This is a genomic window from Acidovorax sp. SRB_14 (assembly GCF_012932145.1).
Classification (GTDB): Bacteria; Pseudomonadota; Gammaproteobacteria; order Burkholderiales; family Burkholderiaceae_C; genus Simplicispira.
In genome coordinates this window covers 1-16,696 of record NZ_MWOK01000018.1, presented here as the reverse complement: position 1 = coordinate 16,696, position 16,696 = coordinate 1, and the positions used below count along the sequence as shown (strand labels likewise).

Below are 16,696 nucleotides of genomic sequence, written 5' to 3'. Positions count from 1 at the left end.
CTTAACAGGGCGCGACAATCGCCGGATGCGAATTCTTGTGGTCGAGGACGATGCCGGTATTGCCAGCGGCTTGCGCGCCAATTTGGAGCAGCGCGGCTATGCCGTGGACGTGTGTGATTCCATTGCCAGCGCATGGAACGCACTGCGCAGCGAGGCGTTCGACGCCGTGCTGCTGGACCTGGGGCTGCCCGATGGGGACGGCAGCAGCCTGTTGCCGCGCTTGCGCGGCGCGGCCGGCGCAGGGCAGGACGCGTTCGCCGAAAACGCGCTGCCCGATCCGGATATGCCGGTCCTGATCATGACCGCACGCGACCATGTCCATCAGCGCATCGCAGGACTGGACCTGGGGGCAGACGACTACATCACCAAGCCGTTTGACGTGGATGAGCTCGAAGCGCGTTTGCGCGCCATGCTGCGCCGCGCCGCGGGACGGTCGCAGCCCGTGGTCCGCCATGGCGACATCGAACTCGATCCGGCCGCGCGCACGGTGCGCCTGCGCGGAGCGCCTGTGGATCTCTCCCCGCGCGAATTCGCGGTGTTGTGGCTCTTGCTGGAGGCGCGGGGCCGGGTGCTGTCGCGCGCACAGATGGAGGAACGCCTCTACAGCTGGCAGTCAGCGGTTGACAGCAATGCCGTGGAAGTGCACATCCACCACCTGCGCCGCAAACTCGGCAGCCAATGCATCCGCACCATGCGCGGCGTAGGCTATTTCATTCCGCGGGAGGCCGCGTGACGTCGCCTGCCAGGCAGGCCAGTGGCTCGCTCACGCGCCGAATGCTGGCGTGGTCCCTGGGAGCGCTGGTGTTGGTGTGGGCTTGTTTTGTGGCGCTGGCATACCAGACAGGCGTGGAGGAAGCGGATGAACTGACCGACGGGCAGTTGGCCAGCGTGTCGGCCTTGGTGCTGAACCTGCAGGTGCAGGCCATGTCGGAGCCCACACCGGCGACGCCGCTGAGCACTTTGCCCGGGCTCAAAAGCCACGACTACCAGCAATCGCTGAGTGTCGTGCTGTGGGATGCGCAAGGCCGGGTGCTGGTGCGCACCGGCGCGGCGCCACTGCCGCCGTTCAACACAGCGCCAGGGTATGCAGAGCAGCGCCTGGGGGCGAACGCAAAGCTGTGGCGCAGCTTTGCGCAGTGGGATAGCGCGCGCAGCCGCAAGATCGTGGTGCTGCTGGACTTGCAGGAGCGCGATGCGTTGGCGCACGATATTGCCGGGCAGATGATTGAGCCGGGCCTGTGGCTGCTGCCGGTGGTGGCGCTGGCCCTGGGACTGGCCATTCGGCGCGGACTTCGGCCGCTGTACGAGCTCTCGCAAGAGGTGGCGCAGCTCGATGTGCGGGGCGACCAGGGCATGGTGCAGCGTCACCCGCTGCAAGAGTTCGATTCCATCGTGGACTCCATCAACAACTTGCTCGCGCGCCAGAAGGCCGCGCTGGCGCGCGAGCGCGAGTTCGCCAACGAGGTCGCCCATGAACTGCGCACGCCGATGGCATCGATCGCCTTGCAGGCGCAGGCGCTCGGCGCGGGCCTGCCCCGCGCGGAACAGGCGCACGCGCTCGAACGCCTGCACGCCGATGCACTGCGCGCAGGCCATGTGCTGACCCAGCTGTTGGCCCTGGCGCGCATCGCCCGCAACCGGTGGCAGGAGGCGGCCGCGCCGGTGGACCTCGCACAGCTGGTGCGCTCTGTCGCGGCCGACTGTGCCCCTGCCGCGTGGGATCACGGGAGCGAGTTGTCGGTGTCGGCCCCTGCGGAACTGTTCCTCCCCGGCCATGCCGTGTTGTTGGAGATGGCGCTGCGCAATCTGATCGAGAATGCCTTGCGCCATACGCCCCGAGGGACGTGCGTGGAAGTGCAATGTGGCCTCGGAGGGCCTGCCGACGACTTTGCGGCCTGGCTGCAGGTGTGTGACGATGGAGCAGGGCGGCAGAAGGCCCAGCCCACGCGCCCGTTGGCGGACAGTTTGCACCTGGGCCATGAAATCGTCGCGCGTGTCGCGGCGGTGCACAGCGCCACGTTTGCGCAAACCGCTGCGCAGGCGCCGTTCACCACCTGCTACCGTCTGGATTTCGCATCGACCGCGAAATGGCAAGCCCGCTAAAATCCATGGTTACGAAGCGGTTACCACCGCTGCCACAGGCCTTCGCGGCCTTCATCAACCTTGAATGGACCCACGACCATGCCACTCGTCTCGATGCGCGAACTGCTCGACCACGCTGCTGAAAACCGCTACGGCATCCCCGCTTTCAACGTCAACAACCTCGAACAGGTGCAGGCCGTGATGGCCGCCGCGGATGAAACGGGTGCGCCCGTCATCCTGCAGGCCAGTGCCGGCGCGCGCAAGTACGCGGGCGAGGCGTTCATCAAGCACCTGATCCAGGCGGCCGTCGAAGCCTATCCCCACATTCCCTTGGTGATGCACCAGGACCATGGGCAAAGCCCCGACGTATGCCGCGGCGCCATCGACCTGGGCTTCAGCTCCGTGATGATGGATGGCTCGCTGGAGGCCGATGGCAAGACCATCGCAAGCTATGAGTACAACATTGAGGTGACCCGCAAGGTCGTGGACATGGCGCACCAGCTGGGCGTTACGGTCGAAGGCGAGCTGGGCTGCCTCGGTTCGCTCGAGACCATGCAGGGCGACAAGGAAGACGGGCACGGCACCGATGCCGTCATGACGCGTGAGCAGCTTCTCACCGACCCGGAACAAGCTGCCGACTTCGTCAAACGCACCCAGCTCGACGCACTGGCCATCGCCATTGGCACCAGCCACGGCGCCTACAAATTCTCGCGCAAGCCCACCGGAGACATTCTGGCCATCGACCGCGTGCAGGCCATCCACCAGCGCATCCCCAACACCCACCTGGTGATGCACGGATCGTCGTCGGTACCGCAGGATTTGCTGGCCACCATCAACCAGTACGGCGGCAAGATGAAAGAAACCTACGGCGTGCCCGTCGAGGAGATCCAGAAGGCCATCCAGTTCGGCGTGCGCAAGATCAACATCGACACCGACATCCGCCTGGCCATGACCGGCGCGGTGCGCAAGTTCCTGTTTGAAAACCCTGAAAAATTCGATGCCCGTGAATGGCTCAAGCCTGCGCGCGAGGCCGCCAAGGCCATCTGCAAGCAGCGCTACATCGAGTTCGGCTGCGAAGGGCAGGGCGCGAAGATCAAGAGCCACAGCCTGCAGGTGGTGGCAGCACAGTACGCATCGGGCGCACTGGCCCAAGTGGTCAACTGATCCACCGCGCTTGGGGTGTGTGCCAGACAGCGGACGCTGGCGTTGCTCTTGGGCCACCCTTGGTGAGACTGCTCTCCTGGACCCTGAGCAGCTCCGTCCAGATCGGCAATAAACGCCAGCCATAAAAGTTTCTTCATGTAAGCTCGTGGTCAGTCAACAGAACTGAGCAATACCACGAGGAGACATACATGCTGATTGGCGTGCCAGCCGAAACGATGGCGGGAGAGACCCGGGTTGCTGCAACCCCTGAAACGGTCAAGAAACTCAAGGCCCAAGGGCACACCGTGCGCGTTCAGGCCCACGCGGGGACTGCTGCCAGCGTGCCCGATGGGGCCTATGAGGCGGCAGGCGCCGAGATCACCGATGCCGCTGGCGCATTCGCGTGCGATTTGGTGCTCAAGGTACGGGCTCCGCAAGAGCCCGAGATGGCGCTGCTGCGCACGGGTACCACCGTCGTCGGCATGCTCAACCCCTTCGATGCGCCAGGCCTGCAGCGCATGGCGCAGGCGGGCCTGACGGCTTATGCGCTGGAGGCTGCGCCGCGCACCTCGCGCGCGCAGAGCATGGATGTGCTGTCCTCGCAGGCCAATATCGCCGGCTATAAGGCCGTCATGCTGGCGGCGGACAACTACCAGCGCATCTTTCCCATGCTGATGACCGCCGCCGGCACCGTCAAGGCCGCGCGTGTCGTGGTGTTGGGCGTAGGGGTGGCCGGCCTGCAGGCCATTGCCACCGCCAAGCGCCTGGGCGCGGTGATCGAGGCCTCTGACGTGCGCCCCAGCGTCAAGGAGCAGGTCGAATCGCTGGGCGCGAAATTCATCGACGTGCCCTATGAAACACCCGAAGAAAAAGAGGCCGCCGAGGGGGTGGGCGGATATGCCCGGCCCATGCCGCAAAGCTGGCTCGACCGCCAGAAGCAGGAAGTGGCCAAACGCGTGGCGGCAGCCGACATCGTCATCACCACCGCGCTGATCCCGGGCCGCGCTGCGCCCGTGCTCGTCACCGAAGACATGGTCAAGGCCATGAAACCGGGGTCGGTCATTGTCGATCTGGCGGCCGCCCAGGGCGGCAACTGCCCCTTGACGCAGGCCGGTGCCGTCACGCTCCAGCATGGCGTGACGCTGATCGGCGAAACCAACTTGCCGGCCTTGGTGGCGGCCGATGCATCTGCCCTGTATGCGCGCAACGTGCTCGACTTCCTCAAGCTCGTCATCGATGCGCAGGGCGTTTTGCAGGTCGATCTCAACGACGACATCGTGGACGCTTGCCTGGTCGCCTACCAGGGCGCGGTGAGGCGTGCTTGACAGTGCGCACACCGACGCCGCGCCACGGGCTTCAGGGCGGCTGCATCGCCTGCAGTGCCTCTGGCCCCTTCCCGATGGCCTTGCCACACTAAGGAACTGACACCATGGACCTGGTTTCCCCCACCATCCTCAACCTCATCATCTTCGTGCTGGCCATCTACGTGGGCTACCACGTGGTCTGGACCGTCACGCCCGCGCTGCACACGCCCCTCATGGCGGTGACCAATGCCATCTCGGCCATCGTCATCGTCGGCGCCATGCTGGCGGCCGCCCTGACCGAGACCCCTCTGGGCAAAACCATGGGCGTGCTGGCCGTGGCGCTCGCCGCCGTCAATGTGTTCGGCGGCTTTCTCGTGACGCGCCGCATGCTGGAGATGTTCCGGAAGAAAGAACGCAAGGCACCCGTGGTGGCCCAGGGAGACGCGAAATGAGCATGAACGCCGTCACCCTGCTGTACTTGGTCGCCAGCGTCTGTTTCATCCAGGCGCTCAAGGGTTTGTCGCACCCCACCACCTCGATCCGCGGCAACGCCTTCGGCATGGCTGGTATGGCCATCGCCGTGGTGACCACGGCGGCGCTCATCGTCACTCTGGCCGGCAGTGCGCTCGGCCTGGGCTGGGTGCTGCTGGGTTTGCTGGTCGGCGGCAGCGCCGGCGCCGGGATGGCACAGCGGGTCGAGATGACCAAGATGCCCGAGCTGGTGGCGTTCATGCACAGCATGATCGGCCTGGCAGCGGTGTTCATCGGCATCGCCGCGGTGGCCGAGCCCTGGGCTTTCGGTATCACGCCGGTGCCAGTTGCCGCCTCGGTCGGCGTGCCCACCGCCGACGGCGCGGTGGTCGTCGATGGCTTCCTGCGCTACGCCATTCCCTATGGCAACCGGCTCGAGCTGTTCCTCGGCGCGGCCATTGGCGCGATCACTTTCAGCGGCTCCGTGATCGCTTTTGGCAAGCTCGCCGGCAAGTACAAGTTCCGCCTGTTCCAGGGTGCGCCGGTGCAGTTTGCCGGCCAGCACCAGCTGAACCTGGTGCTGGGGCTGCTGACCGTGGCCCTGGGCCTGGTCTTTGTTGTCACCGAAAGCTGGCCAGCGTTCTTTGCCATGCTGGCGCTGGCCTTTGCCATGGGCGTGCTGATCATCATCCCGATCGGCGGCGCCGACATGCCAGTGGTGGTGTCGATGCTCAACAGCTACTCGGGCTGGGCGGCGGCCGGCATCGGTTTCAGCCTGAACAACTCGATGCTGATCATTGCCGGCAGCTTGGTGGGCAGTTCGGGCGCGATCCTGAGCTACATCATGTGCAAGGCCATGAACCGTTCGTTCTTCAATGTGATCCTGGGCGGTTTTGGCGGCGAGGCCACCACCGCGGCGGGCGGCGGCGGGCAGGCGCAGCGGCCCGTCAAGAGCGGCAGTGCCGACGACGCTGCCTTCGTGCTGGGCAATGCCGAGACCGTGATCATCGTGCCCGGCTACGGCTTGGCGGTGGCACGCGCGCAGCACGCGGTCAAGGAGCTGGCACAAAAGCTCACCGACAAAGGCATCACGGTCAAGTACGCCATCCACCCGGTGGCCGGGCGCATGCCGGGCCACATGAACGTATTGCTGGCCGAGGCCGAGGTGCCTTACGACCAAGTGTTCGAGATGGAGGACATCAACGGCGAGTTCGGGCAGGCCGACGTGGCGATCATCCTCGGCGCCAACGACGTGGTGAATCCGGCCGCGCACACCAAGGGCAGCCCCATTTACGGCATGCCCATTCTGGAGGCCTACAAGGCCAAGACCGTGATCGTCAACAAGCGCTCGATGGCTTCGGGCTACGCAGGCCTGGACAACGAATTGTTCTATATGGACAAGACCATGATGGTGTTTGGCGATGCCAAGAAAGTCGTCGAGGAGATGGCCAAAGCCATCGAATAGCGCGCGCGACAGCGGGCACGGCAGGCACCGGGCTTGCCGCGCCTTAGGGAAAGCACAGACGCGGGGAGCCGGTGCACGCCATGACAATGCCGGTCTAATTGCAACAAGAAGTATGGAGAGACAAGAATGACCGATCGTCCCTGGCTGGCCGCGTATCCGCAGGGTGTGCCTGCCGACATCGACACCGCGCAGTACCCCTCGCTGGTCGCACTGATGGACGAGGCGTTCCGCCGCCACGCGGGCCGCGTGGCCTACAGCTTCATGGGCAAGGAGGTGACGTTTGCGCAAACAGACGCACTGAGCCGTTCCATGGCCGCTTTCCTGCAGGGCCTGGGCCTGGTGAAGGGTGACCGCGTGGCCATCATGATGCCCAACGTACCGCAATACCCGGTGGCAGTGGCCGCCATCCTGCGTGCGGGCTTCGTGGTCGTCAACGTCAACCCGCTGTACACGCCGCGGGAACTGGAGCACCAGCTCAAGGACTCGGGCGCGAAGGCCATTGTCATCATCGAAAACTTTGCCCACACCTTGCAGCAGTGCATCGCCAACACCGCCGTCAAGCACGTGGTGCTGTGCACCATGGGCGACCAGCTCGGCATGCTCAAGGGAGCGCTGGTCAACTACGTGGTGCGCAATGTGAAGAAGATGGTGCCTGCCTACAGCCTGCCGGGCGCGGTGCGGTTCAACGACGCCATCGCGCAGGGTAAGCGGGGCACGCTCAAGCAGCCGGAGATCAAGCCCGACGATGTGGCACTGCTGCAGTACACCGGCGGCACCACGGGCGTGAGCAAGGGGGCCGTGCTGCTGCACCGCAACGTGATTGCCAACGTACTGCAGTCCGAGGCCTGGAACGCACCCGCCATGAAGCAGGTGCCCGCCAATGAGCAGCCCACCAGCATTTGCGCGCTGCCGCTGTACCACATCTTTGCCTTTACCGTGAACATGATGCTGAGCATGCGCACGGGCGGAAAGACCATCCTGATCCCCAATCCGCGCGACCTGCCTGCGGTACTGAAGGAGCTTTCCAAGCACACCTTCCACAGCTTCCCGGCGGTGAACACCTTGTTCAACGGCCTGGCCAACCACCCCGACTTCCACACCGTCAACTGGAAAAACCTCAAGGTCTCGGTGGGTGGAGGCATGGCGGTGCAGGGCGCCGTGGCCAAGCTGTGGCTGGAGAAGACCGGCTGCCCGGTCTGCGAAGGCTACGGGCTGTCAGAAACCAGCCCCTCCGCCAGCTGCAACCCGGTGACGGCCAAGGAATTCACCGGCACCATCGGCGTCCCCATTCCGAGCACCTACATGAAGCTGCTCGACGACGAGGGCCGCGAGGTGACAACCCTGGGGCAGCCTGGCGAGATCGCCATCAAGGGCCCCCAGGTGATGGCTGGCTATTGGCAGCGCCCCGATGAAACCGCCAAGGTCATGACCGAGGACGGCTACTTCAAGTCGGGCGACATCGGCACCATGGACGAGCATGGCTTCTTCAAGATCGTCGACCGCAAGAAAGACATGGTGCTGGTCAGCGGCTTCAACGTCTATCCCAACGAAGTCGAAGAGGTCATCGCCAACTGCCCGGGCGTGCTCGAATGCGCGGCGGTGGGGGTGCCGGACGAGAAGACCGGCGAGGCCGTCAAGCTCGTCATCGTGAAGAAATCCGAGGATCTGACCGAGGCGCAGGTCAGGGAGTTTTGCCGCACCAACCTGACCGGCTACAAGCAGCCGAAGGTGATCGAGTTCCGCACCGAATTGCCCAAAACCCCCGTGGGCAAGATCCTGCGCCGCGAACTGCGCGACAAAAAATAGCCTGTCTCTTGCGGCACGGCAAGGACCCGCCAATCAGGGTTTTTTAGCGAAAACCCTGAGCCAGAGGCCCCGGATTCTTCATGCATCATTGAGCGATGCTGCGTTTTCTGCTCACCCGCGTCAGCTTGCTCATCCCAACTTTTCTGGGGATGACCTTGCTGGCGTTTTTTTTGATTCGCCTCGTTCCAGGCGACCCCATCGAGACCATGGCCGGAGAGCGTGGCATCGATGCCGCGCGCCATGCCGCCCTGCTGGTGGAGTATGGGCTCGACAAGCCGGTGCTCACGCAATATGGCATCTACATCGGCCGCGTGCTGCAGGGCGACCTGGGCAAATCCATCATCACCCAGGTGCCGGTGCTCGACGAGTTCCTGACCTTGTTTCCGGCCACCATCGAACTGGCCTTGTGCGCGATTGCGTTCGCCCTGCTGTTGGGCATTCCTGCCGGCATCGTCGCTGCCGTGAAGCGCAACTCCTGGTTCGACCATGGCGTGATGACCGTGTCGCTCACGGGCTACTCGATGCCGATCTTCTGGTGGGGTCTGCTGCTCATCATGGGGTTTTCGGTCTACCTCGGCGTCACCCCGGTGTCGGGCCGCATCGACGTCATGCACTATGTCGAGCCCCGCACCGGTTTTCTGCTCTGGGACTCGCTGCGCGCGGGTGAGACCGCCGCGTTCTTCTCGGCGCTCCAACACCTGATCCTGCCGGCCATTGTGCTGGGCACCAACCCGCTGGCCGTGGTGGCGCGCATGACGCGCTCGGCCATGCTCGAAGTGCTGGGCGAGGACTACATCCGCACGGCGCGCGCCAAGGGGCTCTCGGGCTTTCGCATCGTGGCCCTGCATGCGCTGCGCAATGCGCTGATTCCCGTGGTCACCGTGATCGGATTGCAGGTAGGCGTGCTGTTCACCGGTGCCATCCTGACCGAGACCATCTTTTCCTGGCCCGGCGTGGGCAAGTGGCTGATCGAGGCCATCAACCGGCGTGACTACCCGGTGCTGCAGGGCGGCATGCTGCTGCTGGGCACCGTCGTCATGCTCGTCAACCTGCTGGTCGATGTGACCTACGGCATCATCAATCCGCGCATCCGCGCCGGCCACTGAAAGTGCGCGCCATGGCTTCCACCATCCTGACGGCGCGCCCCGCCGCGTCCACCCCTCCGAGCCCGCTGCGCGAGTTCTGGCGCGCGTTCTCCGCCAACAAGGGCGCGGTGTTCGGCCTGGTCGTCGTGTGCGCGCTGCTGCTGCTGGCGCTGTTTGCGCCGCTCATCGCACCGCATGCGCCCGACCAGACCAACAGCGCGGCCTTTCTGAAACCGCCGTTCTGGCAGGACGGCGGCATGTCCACCTACCTGCTGGGCACCGACGCGATCGGCCGCGACATTCTCTCGCGCCTGATCCACGGTGCACGGCTGTCATTGTCCATCGGGGCCGTGGTGGTGCTGATCGCCCTCGCCCTGGGCGTGAGCCTCGGGCTGGTGGCGGGCTTCTACCGCGGCATCCTGGAGATCGCGATCATGCGCCTCATGGACATCATCCTGACGCTGCCCAGCCTGCTGCTGGCCATCGTGATCGTCGCCATCCTGGGGCCCGGCCTCATCAACGCCATGCTGGCGGTGGCGGTGGTGGTGCTGCCGCACTATGTGCGCATCACGCGCGCGGCCGTCATCAGCGAGGTGTCCAAGGACTACGTGACGGCCGCGCGCGTCAGCGGCGCCGGCACGCTGCGCCTGATGTTCAGCGAGGTGCTGCCCAACTGCGCGGCGCCGCTCATCGTGCAGGCGTCGCTGGGCGTGTCCACGGCCATCCTCGATGCCGCGGCGCTGGGCTTCCTGGGCCTGGGCGCGCAGCCGCCTTCGCCCGAGTGGGGCACCATGCTGGCCGACGCGCGCGAGTTCGTCATGCGCGCGTGGTGGGTTGTCACCTTCCCGGGCCTGATGATCGTGGTCGCGGTTCTGGCCTTCAATTTGCTCGGCGACGGCCTGCGCGACGCGCTCGACCCCAAGCTCAAACGGTAAACGACGCCATGGCATTGCTGGACATCGAGAATCTTCACGTCGACTTCCCCACCCAGGGGGCCGTCATGCACGCCGTCGACGGCGTCAGCCTGCAGCTGCAGGAAGGGGAGGTGCTGGGCATCGTCGGCGAGTCCGGCTCGGGCAAGAGCGTCACGATGATGGCGCTGATGGGCCTGATCGGCTACCCGGGCCAGGTGCGCGCGCAGCAGCTGCAATTCGCCGGCCACGACCTGCTGGGCCTGTCGGACCGCCAGCGCCGCAGCCTCGTCGGCAAGGACGTGGCCATGATCTTCCAGGACCCGACCACGAGCCTGAACCCGTGCTTCACCATCGGCTTCCAGCTGATGGAAGTGCTGCGCCTGCACCTCAAGATGGACCGGGCAGCGGCCCGCAGGCGTGCCACCGAGCTGCTCGAGCAGGTCGGCATTCCTTCCGCCAGCGCGCGCCTGAACGACTACCCGCACCAGATGTCGGGCGGCATGAACCAGCGCGTGATGATCGCCATGGCCATTGCCTGCAACCCGCGCCTGTTGATCGCCGACGAGCCCACCACGGCGCTCGATGTGACGATCCAGGCGCAAATCCTCGACCTGCTGCGCCAGCTGCAGCAGGAGCGCGGCATGGCGCTGGTGCTGATCACGCACAACATGGGCGTGGTCCAGGAGATGGCGCAGCGCGTGGCCGTGATGTATGCCGGCCAGGTGGTCGAGCAGAGCACGGTCGATGCGTTGTTCGCCGCGCCCCAGCACCCCTATACCGAAGCGCTGTTGGCGGCCATGCCCGAGCAGGTCGGCGCCGACGGGCGGCTGGCCACCATCCCCGGCGTGGTGCCCGGGCTCTACGACCGGCCCACGGGCTGCCTGTTCGCGCCGCGCTGCGCCTACGCCACGGTGCGCTGCCAGGCACTGCGGCCCGAGCTGCGGCCGGTGCCGGCGGGCGTGGCGGGCCTGCCGGACATCCAGGTGCGCTGCCACTATCCGCTGCGCGATGCCACGCGGCAGGTGCGCATCGAGGCCGACGGCCCGGTGGCGGTGGAGGTGGCCGCATGAGCGCGCAGTTCCCCGGCGCCGCGGTGCCTGACCGCGCCACCGTGGTGCAGGCCGAGGACCTGCGCCAGGTCTATTCGATCCGCCGCGGCCTGCTGCGCGCGCCGGCGCAGCTGCAGGCCGTGGGCGGCGTCTCGTTTGCGGTGCGCGCGGGCCAGACGCTGGCCGTGGTCGGGGAGTCGGGCTGCGGCAAGTCGACGCTGGCGCGCATGGTGTCGCTGATCGAGACGCCGACGTCGGGCCGCCTGGTGCTCGACGGCACCGACGTCACGCACGCCACGGCGCGCGAGCGCCAGCAGCTGCGCAAGACCGTGCAGCTGGTGTTCCAGAACCCCTACGGCTCGCTCAACCCGCGCAAGAAGATCAGCGCGGCGCTCGAAGACCCGCTGGCCATCAACACCCGGCTGTCCAAGGCCGAGCGTGCCGAGCGCGCGCGCGCCATGCTGGCCCAGGTCGGCCTGCGCCCCGAATACGCCGACCGCTACCCGCACATGTTCTCGGGCGGCCAGCGCCAGCGCATCGCCATTGCGCGCGCGCTCATGCTCAGCCCCAAGCTGGTGGTCGCCGACGAGCCGGTGTCCGCGCTCGACGTGTCGATCCAGGCCCAGGTGCTGAACCTGCTGGCCGATTTGCAGCGCGACCTGGGCCTGGCCTACCTGTTCATCTCGCACGACCTTGCCGTGGTGCGCCACATCGCCCACGACGTGCTGGTGATGTACCTCGGCCATGCCGTCGAGCAGGGCCCCAAGCACAAGATCTTTGCGCAGCCGCTGCACCCCTACACCCAGGCGCTGCTGGCGTCGACGCCGGGGCTGGTGGCCGCGGGCGGCCCGCGCCGCGAGCGCATCGTGCTCAAGGGCGAACTGCCCTCGCCCCTGCATCCGCCGCCGGGCTGCGTGTTCTCGACGCGCTGCGCCTACGCCACCGAGCGCTGCCGCGCCGAGCGGCCGCTGCAGCGGCCGGTGGACGAGCGCCTGGTGGCTTGCCACTATGCCGAGGATTTCCTGGCGCCGGCCACCGGTTCGGCACCTCTTGCGGCGTCGCCGACCCCGGTGGCCTGATTTCAACCTGAAGGAGACCTGTGATGACACACACCCCCTCGCGCAAGCGATTCGCCCTGGCCGCGCTGGCCCTGCCCGTGTTGCTGGCCGCTGGCGCCGCCTCGGCCAAGACCCTGGTGTTCTGCTCCGAGGGCAGTCCGGAGAATTTCTACCCCGGCGTGAACACCACGGGCACCTCGTTCGACGGCAACGAGCCCATCTACAACCGCCTGGTCGAGTTCGAGCGCGGCGGCACCAAGGTCGTGCCGGGCCTGGCCGAGCGCTGGGAGGTGTCGGCCGACGGCAAGGAATACACCTTCCACCTGCGCAAGGGCGTGAAGTGGCACACCACCAGCAAGAGCTTCAAGCCCACGCGCGACATGAACGCCGACGACGTGCTGTTCATGTTCGAGCGCCAGTGGAAGGAAGACAACCCCTACTTCAAGGTCACCAGCCCGAACCACTCGTACTTCAACGACATGGGCATGCCCAAGCTGCTGGTGTCGGTGGCCAAGGTCGACGACTACACCATCAAGATCACGCTCAACAAGCCCGAGGCGCCATTCCTGGCCAACCTGGCCATGCCGTATGCGGCCGTGCAATCGAAGGAATACGCCGATGCCATGCTCAAGGCCGGCACGCCCGAGAAGATCGACCAGGACCCGATCGGCACCGGCCCGTTCTACCTGGTGCAGTACCAGAAGGACGCCGTGATCCGCTACAAGGCCTTCCCGGCCTACTGGGGCGGCAAGGCCAAGCTCGACGACCTGGTCTATGCGATCACACCCGACGCCTCGGTGCGCTGGGCCAAGCTGCAAAAGGGCGAGTGCCATGTCATGCCCTACCCGAACCCGGCCGACCTCGACGCCATTCGCAAGGACGCCAACGTGCAGGTGCTAGAGCAGCCCGGCCTGAACGTCGGCTACCTGGCCTACAACACCACCAAGAAGCCGTTCGACGACGTGCGCGTGCGCAAGGCCATCAACATGGCGATCGACAAGAAAGCCATCATCGACGGCGTCTACCTGTCGACCGGCGTGGCCGCCAAGAACCCGATCCCGCCGACCATGTGGTCGTACAACGACGCGGTCAAGGACGATCCGTTCGATCCGGCCGCGGCCAAGAAGCTGCTGGCCGAGGCCGGCTACCCCAACGGCCTGTCCACCGACCTGTGGGCCATGCCGGTGCAGCGCCCCTACAACCCCAACGCCAAGCGCATCGCCGAGCTGATGCAGGCCGACCTGGCCAAGATCGGCGTCAAGGCCGAGATCAAATCGTTTGAATGGGGCGAGTACCGCAAGCGCATGCAGGCCGGCGAACACCAGATGGGCATGCTGGGCTGGACCGGCGACAACGGCGATCCGGACAACTTCCTCTACACCCTGCTCGGCTGCGCCTCGGCCCAGTCGGCCAGCGGCAGCAACATCGCCAAGTTCTGCTACCAGCCCTATGAAGAGCTCGTGGTCAAGGCCAAGACCGTGACCAGCCAGGCCGAGCGCACCGAGCTGTACAAGAAGGCCCAGGTGATCTTCAAGGAGCAGGCGCCGTGGTTCACCATTGCGCACGCGGTGCAATTGAAACCCGTGCGCAAGGAGGTGGTGGACTTCAAGCTCAGCCCATTCGGGCGCCACAACTTCTACGGCGTGGACATCAAGTAAGCTCGCAAGCCGGTGCGCGCCCGCGTGCGCACCGGCCCCGCAGTGCACGGCCCGCGCGCCGTGCCGCCGCCCTGGCGCCGTCGATGGCCCGGGGCTTTTCTTTGCCGTTTTTGTGTTGGATCGACCCCGCCGCCATGACCACCGCCATCCTCAGCGCCCTCCCCGAAGAACAATCCGGCCTGCTCGCCAGCCTGCAGCAGGCGGCGCAGGTGCGGCACGCCGGGCGCGTGTTCAGCCGGGGCGTGCTGCAGGGCCAGCCGGTGGTGCTGGCGCTCAGCGGCATCGGCAAGGTGGCGGCGGCGACCACGGCCGCCGCGCTGATCGAGCGCTTTGGCGCCACGCGCATCGTCTTCACCGGCGTGGCCGGCGGCCTCGGCGAGGGCGTGCGCGTGGGCGACGTGGTAGTGGCGCAGGACTATGTGCAGCACGATATGGACGCCTCGCCGCTGTTCGCGCGCTGGCAGGTGCCGGGCTACGCGGGCGTGCGCCTGCCCTGCGACGCGGCTTTGACTGCTCTGCTTTCAGGAGCTGTCAGCGCTTGCCTGGAAAGCGCTGGAGGCCATTTTGACCATGAATTCATGCAGGACGCGCCGCGCCTGCACCAGGGGCTGGTCGCCAGTGGCGACCGCTTTGTCACCTGCGCCCAGGTGTCGCGCGCGCTGCGCGAGCCGCTGCGCGCCGCCGGCCACGAGGTGCTGGCCGTGGAGATGGAAGGCGCGGCCGTGGCCCAGGTGTGCCTGGACTACGGCGTGCCGTTCGCGGCGGTGCGCACCATCTCGGACCGCGCCGACGATGACGCGCACGTGGACTTTCCGCGCTTCATCGCGGCCGTGGCCAGCCGCTACGCCGACCACATCGTGCGCGCATTGCTGCTTTCGCTATGAAATAAAGAGCTATCAGCGCTTGTTGCACAAGCGTTTGATGCCGATTTGGCTTGAAATTTATTTCAACCAGCCGCGCTTGCGGAAGTACCACATCGGGACGAGCGCGCTGGCCAGCATCAGCGCGAGCACATAGGGGTAGCCCATCGACCATTCCAGCTCAGGCATGAACTTGAAGTTCATGCCATAGATGCTGGCGATCAGTGTCGGCGGCAGCAGCGCCACGCTGGCGACCGAGAAGATCTTGATGATCTTGTTCTGGTTGATGTTGATGAAGCCCACGGTGGCATCCATCAGGAAGTTGATCTTGTCGAACAGGAAGGCCGTGTGGTTGTCCAGCGATTCGATGTCGCGCAGGATCTGGCGCGCTTCCTCGAACTGCTCGGCGTTGAGCATCTTGCTGCGCATCATGAAGCTCACGGCGCGGCGCGTGTCCATCACGTTGCGGCGGATGCGCCCGTTCAAGTCTTCCTGGCGCGCGATGGCGGCCAGCACCTCACTGGCGCGCGCGTCGGTCACGTCGCCCGAGAGCACCTGCTTGCTCACCTTTTCGAGCTCGTCGTAGATGTTCTCCAGCGTGTCGGCCGAATACTCGGCATCGGTGTCGAACAGTGCGAGCAGCACTTCCTTGGCATCCTCGATCAGGCCGGGCGCGCGCCGTGCGCGCATGCGCAGCAGGCGGAACACGGGCACGTCTTCGTCGTGGATGGAGAACAGCACGCCGCGGCTTTTCAGGTCGGCGTTGTGCTGGTTCAGGATGAAGGCCACGCGCACCGAACGCGGGTCTTCGTCGTCGTCGATCAGAAAGTCGCTGCGGATGTGCAGCTCGCCGTTGTCCTCTTCGTAGAAGCGGGCGGACTCCTCGATGTCCTCGTCCATCGCGTCCTCGGGGATCGACAGGCCGTAGTACTGCTTGATCCAGCGCTTTTCGTCGAGCGTGGGCGATTCGAGGTCCACCCAGATGGGCTGGAACTGGGACAGTTCTTCGAGCGACTCGATTTCTTCCTGGAAGAGTCGTCCGTTGGCAAGCGTGAAGATGTTGAGCATGGCTCACTCCCTGGAAATGGCGATCGGTAGCGGGGGAATGGGGTGCGCTTTCAACCCCCGCCACTGGCCTGGGAGCTGAAAGCTACCGACTGGGGTAGGTTTCCAAGGTGTTTCTCCACACAAAAATCAAGCCGGCGATTATCGCATTGCCCTCGGGGCGCGGCCGCCGAGTCATCGTGAACCGGTTCTGCGACCGCGCCGTGACAGCGCGTGGCGGTCAGCCGGGTGCCGAAGCCGGGGCCGCGCCACCGGCCAGCGCGCGCGCGCGGCACAGGTCGGCCCAGGCGGCGGCCTTGGCCGCGGGTGCGCGCAGCAGGTAGGGCGCATCGTAGGTGACGACGGCGGGCACACCGCCCACGGCATGCGGCTGCGCGCGCAGGTGCCCCAGCGGCTCGCTGCGCCCGAGCACGGCGCGCGCCGCTGCGCGTCCCATCACCAGCACCAGTGCCGGCTGCACGGCCGCCACCGCCTGCGCAAGGGCCTCGGCGCAGGGCGCGGCGGGCGGCGCGTCGGAGGCCTGCGTCTGCAGCGTGCACAGGAAGACCCGTGGGTGGCGGTGCAGCTGCAGCGCGCGCAGCATGTTGTCGAGCAGGCGCCCGGGCTCGTCCGCCAGCGGGTCGGCGCCGCCGGGGCCCTCGGCCACGATCAGCCAGCCGGCGCCCAGTGCGGCCGGGGCGGTGTGCGCACCGGCCTCAAGGTACAGCCGCTGCGGCGCGAGCAGGGCAAAGCCCGG

General features: G+C 66.2%; 15 protein-coding genes. 13 read left to right on the top strand and 2 right to left on the bottom strand.

The window, feature by feature from the left end; genetic code table 11:
* The first annotated feature begins 25 nt into the window (after nucleotides 1-25).
* From B2J86_RS13585 to B2J86_RS13525, 13 genes are all read left to right on the top strand, one after another.
* A complete protein-coding gene (locus B2J86_RS13585; RefSeq protein ID WP_169169165.1) occupies nucleotides 26-733 on the top strand; it encodes a response regulator transcription factor in 708 nt (235 codons plus the stop codon).
* Nucleotides 734-774: 41 nt separating this feature from the next.
* The gene (locus B2J86_RS13580; RefSeq protein WP_169635766.1) at nucleotides 775-2,103 is read left to right on the top strand and encodes a histidine kinase dimerization/phospho-acceptor domain-containing protein; all 1,329 of its coding nucleotides are present in this window, start codon (nucleotides 775-777) and stop codon (nucleotides 2,101-2,103) included.
* A gap of 78 nt (nucleotides 2,104-2,181) precedes the next feature.
* Complete coding sequence (gene fba, locus B2J86_RS13575; RefSeq protein ID WP_169635748.1) at nucleotides 2,182-3,246, top strand: class II fructose-bisphosphate aldolase; 1,065 nt, start codon at nucleotides 2,182-2,184, stop codon at nucleotides 3,244-3,246.
* Between the two features lie 188 nt (nucleotides 3,247-3,434).
* On the top strand, nucleotides 3,435-4,550 hold the full coding sequence (locus B2J86_RS13570; RefSeq protein WP_173025874.1) for a Re/Si-specific NAD(P)(+) transhydrogenase subunit alpha: 1,116 nt from the start codon (nucleotides 3,435-3,437) through the stop codon (nucleotides 4,548-4,550).
* A 104-nt stretch (nucleotides 4,551-4,654) separates the two neighbouring features.
* A complete protein-coding gene (locus tag B2J86_RS13565; RefSeq protein ID WP_173025873.1) occupies nucleotides 4,655-4,981 on the top strand; it encodes an NAD(P) transhydrogenase subunit alpha in 327 nt (108 codons plus the stop codon).
* Nucleotides 4,978-6,465, top strand: a complete 1,488-nt coding sequence (locus B2J86_RS13560; RefSeq protein ID WP_173025872.1) for an NAD(P)(+) transhydrogenase (Re/Si-specific) subunit beta — start codon at nucleotides 4,978-4,980, stop codon at nucleotides 6,463-6,465. The genes B2J86_RS13565 and B2J86_RS13560 overlap by 4 nt, the downstream gene beginning before the upstream one ends.
* Before the next feature lie 126 nt (nucleotides 6,466-6,591).
* Nucleotides 6,592-8,271, top strand: coding sequence for a long-chain-fatty-acid--CoA ligase (locus tag B2J86_RS13555; protein WP_169635746.1), 1,680 nt, complete (start codon nucleotides 6,592-6,594; stop codon nucleotides 8,269-8,271).
* Between the two features lie 95 nt (nucleotides 8,272-8,366).
* Nucleotides 8,367-9,377: an ABC transporter permease subunit gene (locus tag B2J86_RS13550; RefSeq protein ID WP_169169167.1), complete on the top strand. Its 1,011-nt coding sequence runs from the start codon at nucleotides 8,367-8,369 to the stop codon at nucleotides 9,375-9,377.
* A gap of 11 nt (nucleotides 9,378-9,388) precedes the next feature.
* Nucleotides 9,389-10,291 carry an ABC transporter permease subunit gene (locus B2J86_RS13545; protein WP_173025871.1) on the top strand — a complete coding sequence of 301 codons (903 nt, stop codon included), beginning with the start codon at nucleotides 9,389-9,391 and terminating at the stop codon, nucleotides 10,289-10,291.
* Nucleotides 10,292-10,299: 8 nt separating this feature from the next.
* Nucleotides 10,300-11,340 carry an ABC transporter ATP-binding protein gene (locus B2J86_RS13540; RefSeq protein ID WP_173025870.1) on the top strand — a complete coding sequence of 347 codons (1,041 nt, stop codon included), beginning with the start codon at nucleotides 10,300-10,302 and terminating at the stop codon, nucleotides 11,338-11,340.
* The gene (locus B2J86_RS13535; RefSeq protein ID WP_169169156.1) at nucleotides 11,337-12,398 is read left to right on the top strand and encodes a peptide ABC transporter ATP-binding protein; all 1,062 of its coding nucleotides are present in this window, start codon (nucleotides 11,337-11,339) and stop codon (nucleotides 12,396-12,398) included. Before B2J86_RS13540 ends, B2J86_RS13535 begins: the two co-directional genes overlap by 4 nt.
* Nucleotides 12,399-12,421: 23 nt before the next feature.
* Entirely contained in the window at nucleotides 12,422-14,035 is a 1,614-nt protein-coding gene (locus B2J86_RS13530; RefSeq protein ID WP_173025869.1) for an ABC transporter substrate-binding protein, read from the top strand.
* 134 nt (nucleotides 14,036-14,169) lie between these two features.
* Nucleotides 14,170-14,919: a 5'-methylthioadenosine/adenosylhomocysteine nucleosidase gene (locus B2J86_RS13525; protein ID WP_169635742.1), complete on the top strand. Its 750-nt coding sequence runs from the start codon at nucleotides 14,170-14,172 to the stop codon at nucleotides 14,917-14,919.
* A gap of 57 nt (nucleotides 14,920-14,976) precedes the next feature.
* On the opposite strand, the gene corA is transcribed toward B2J86_RS13525, so the two are convergent.
* Both corA and B2J86_RS13515 read right to left on the bottom strand, forming a co-directional pair.
* A complete protein-coding gene (corA, locus tag B2J86_RS13520; RefSeq protein WP_169169159.1) occupies nucleotides 14,977-15,963 on the bottom strand; it encodes a magnesium/cobalt transporter CorA in 987 nt (328 codons plus the stop codon).
* 217 nt (nucleotides 15,964-16,180) lie between these two features.
* On the bottom strand, nucleotides 16,181-16,696 hold a 516-nt coding region (locus B2J86_RS13515), incomplete at its 5' end, for a uracil-DNA glycosylase family protein (protein WP_254068114.1).

Coding starts and splice junctions, on each gene's coding strand:
- fba (WP_169635748.1), top strand. CDS start 2,182: ATGCCACTCGTCTCGATGCGCGAACTGCTCGACCACGCTGCTGAAAAC.
- B2J86_RS13555 (WP_169635746.1), top strand. CDS start 6,592: ATGACCGATCGTCCCTGGCTGGCCGCGTATCCGCAGGGTGTGCCTGCC.
- B2J86_RS13565 (WP_173025873.1), top strand. CDS start 4,655: ATGGACCTGGTTTCCCCCACCATCCTCAACCTCATCATCTTCGTGCTG.
- B2J86_RS13580 (WP_169635766.1), top strand. CDS start 775: ATGCTGGCGTGGTCCCTGGGAGCGCTGGTGTTGGTGTGGGCTTGTTTT.
- B2J86_RS13550 (WP_169169167.1), top strand. CDS start 8,367: ATGCTGCGTTTTCTGCTCACCCGCGTCAGCTTGCTCATCCCAACTTTT.
- B2J86_RS13535 (WP_169169156.1), top strand. CDS start 11,337: ATGAGCGCGCAGTTCCCCGGCGCCGCGGTGCCTGACCGCGCCACCGTG.
- B2J86_RS13540 (WP_173025870.1), top strand. CDS start 10,300: ATGGCATTGCTGGACATCGAGAATCTTCACGTCGACTTCCCCACCCAG.
- B2J86_RS13585 (WP_169169165.1), top strand. CDS start 26: ATGCGAATTCTTGTGGTCGAGGACGATGCCGGTATTGCCAGCGGCTTG.
- corA (WP_169169159.1), bottom strand. CDS start 15,963: ATGCTCAACATCTTCACGCTTGCCAACGGACGACTCTTCCAGGAAGAA.
- B2J86_RS13570 (WP_173025874.1), top strand. CDS start 3,435: ATGCTGATTGGCGTGCCAGCCGAAACGATGGCGGGAGAGACCCGGGTT.
- B2J86_RS13530 (WP_173025869.1), top strand. CDS start 12,422: ATGACACACACCCCCTCGCGCAAGCGATTCGCCCTGGCCGCGCTGGCC.
- B2J86_RS13525 (WP_169635742.1), top strand. CDS start 14,170: ATGACCACCGCCATCCTCAGCGCCCTCCCCGAAGAACAATCCGGCCTG.
- B2J86_RS13545 (WP_173025871.1), top strand. CDS start 9,389: ATGGCTTCCACCATCCTGACGGCGCGCCCCGCCGCGTCCACCCCTCCG.
- B2J86_RS13560 (WP_173025872.1), top strand. CDS start 4,978: ATGAGCATGAACGCCGTCACCCTGCTGTACTTGGTCGCCAGCGTCTGT.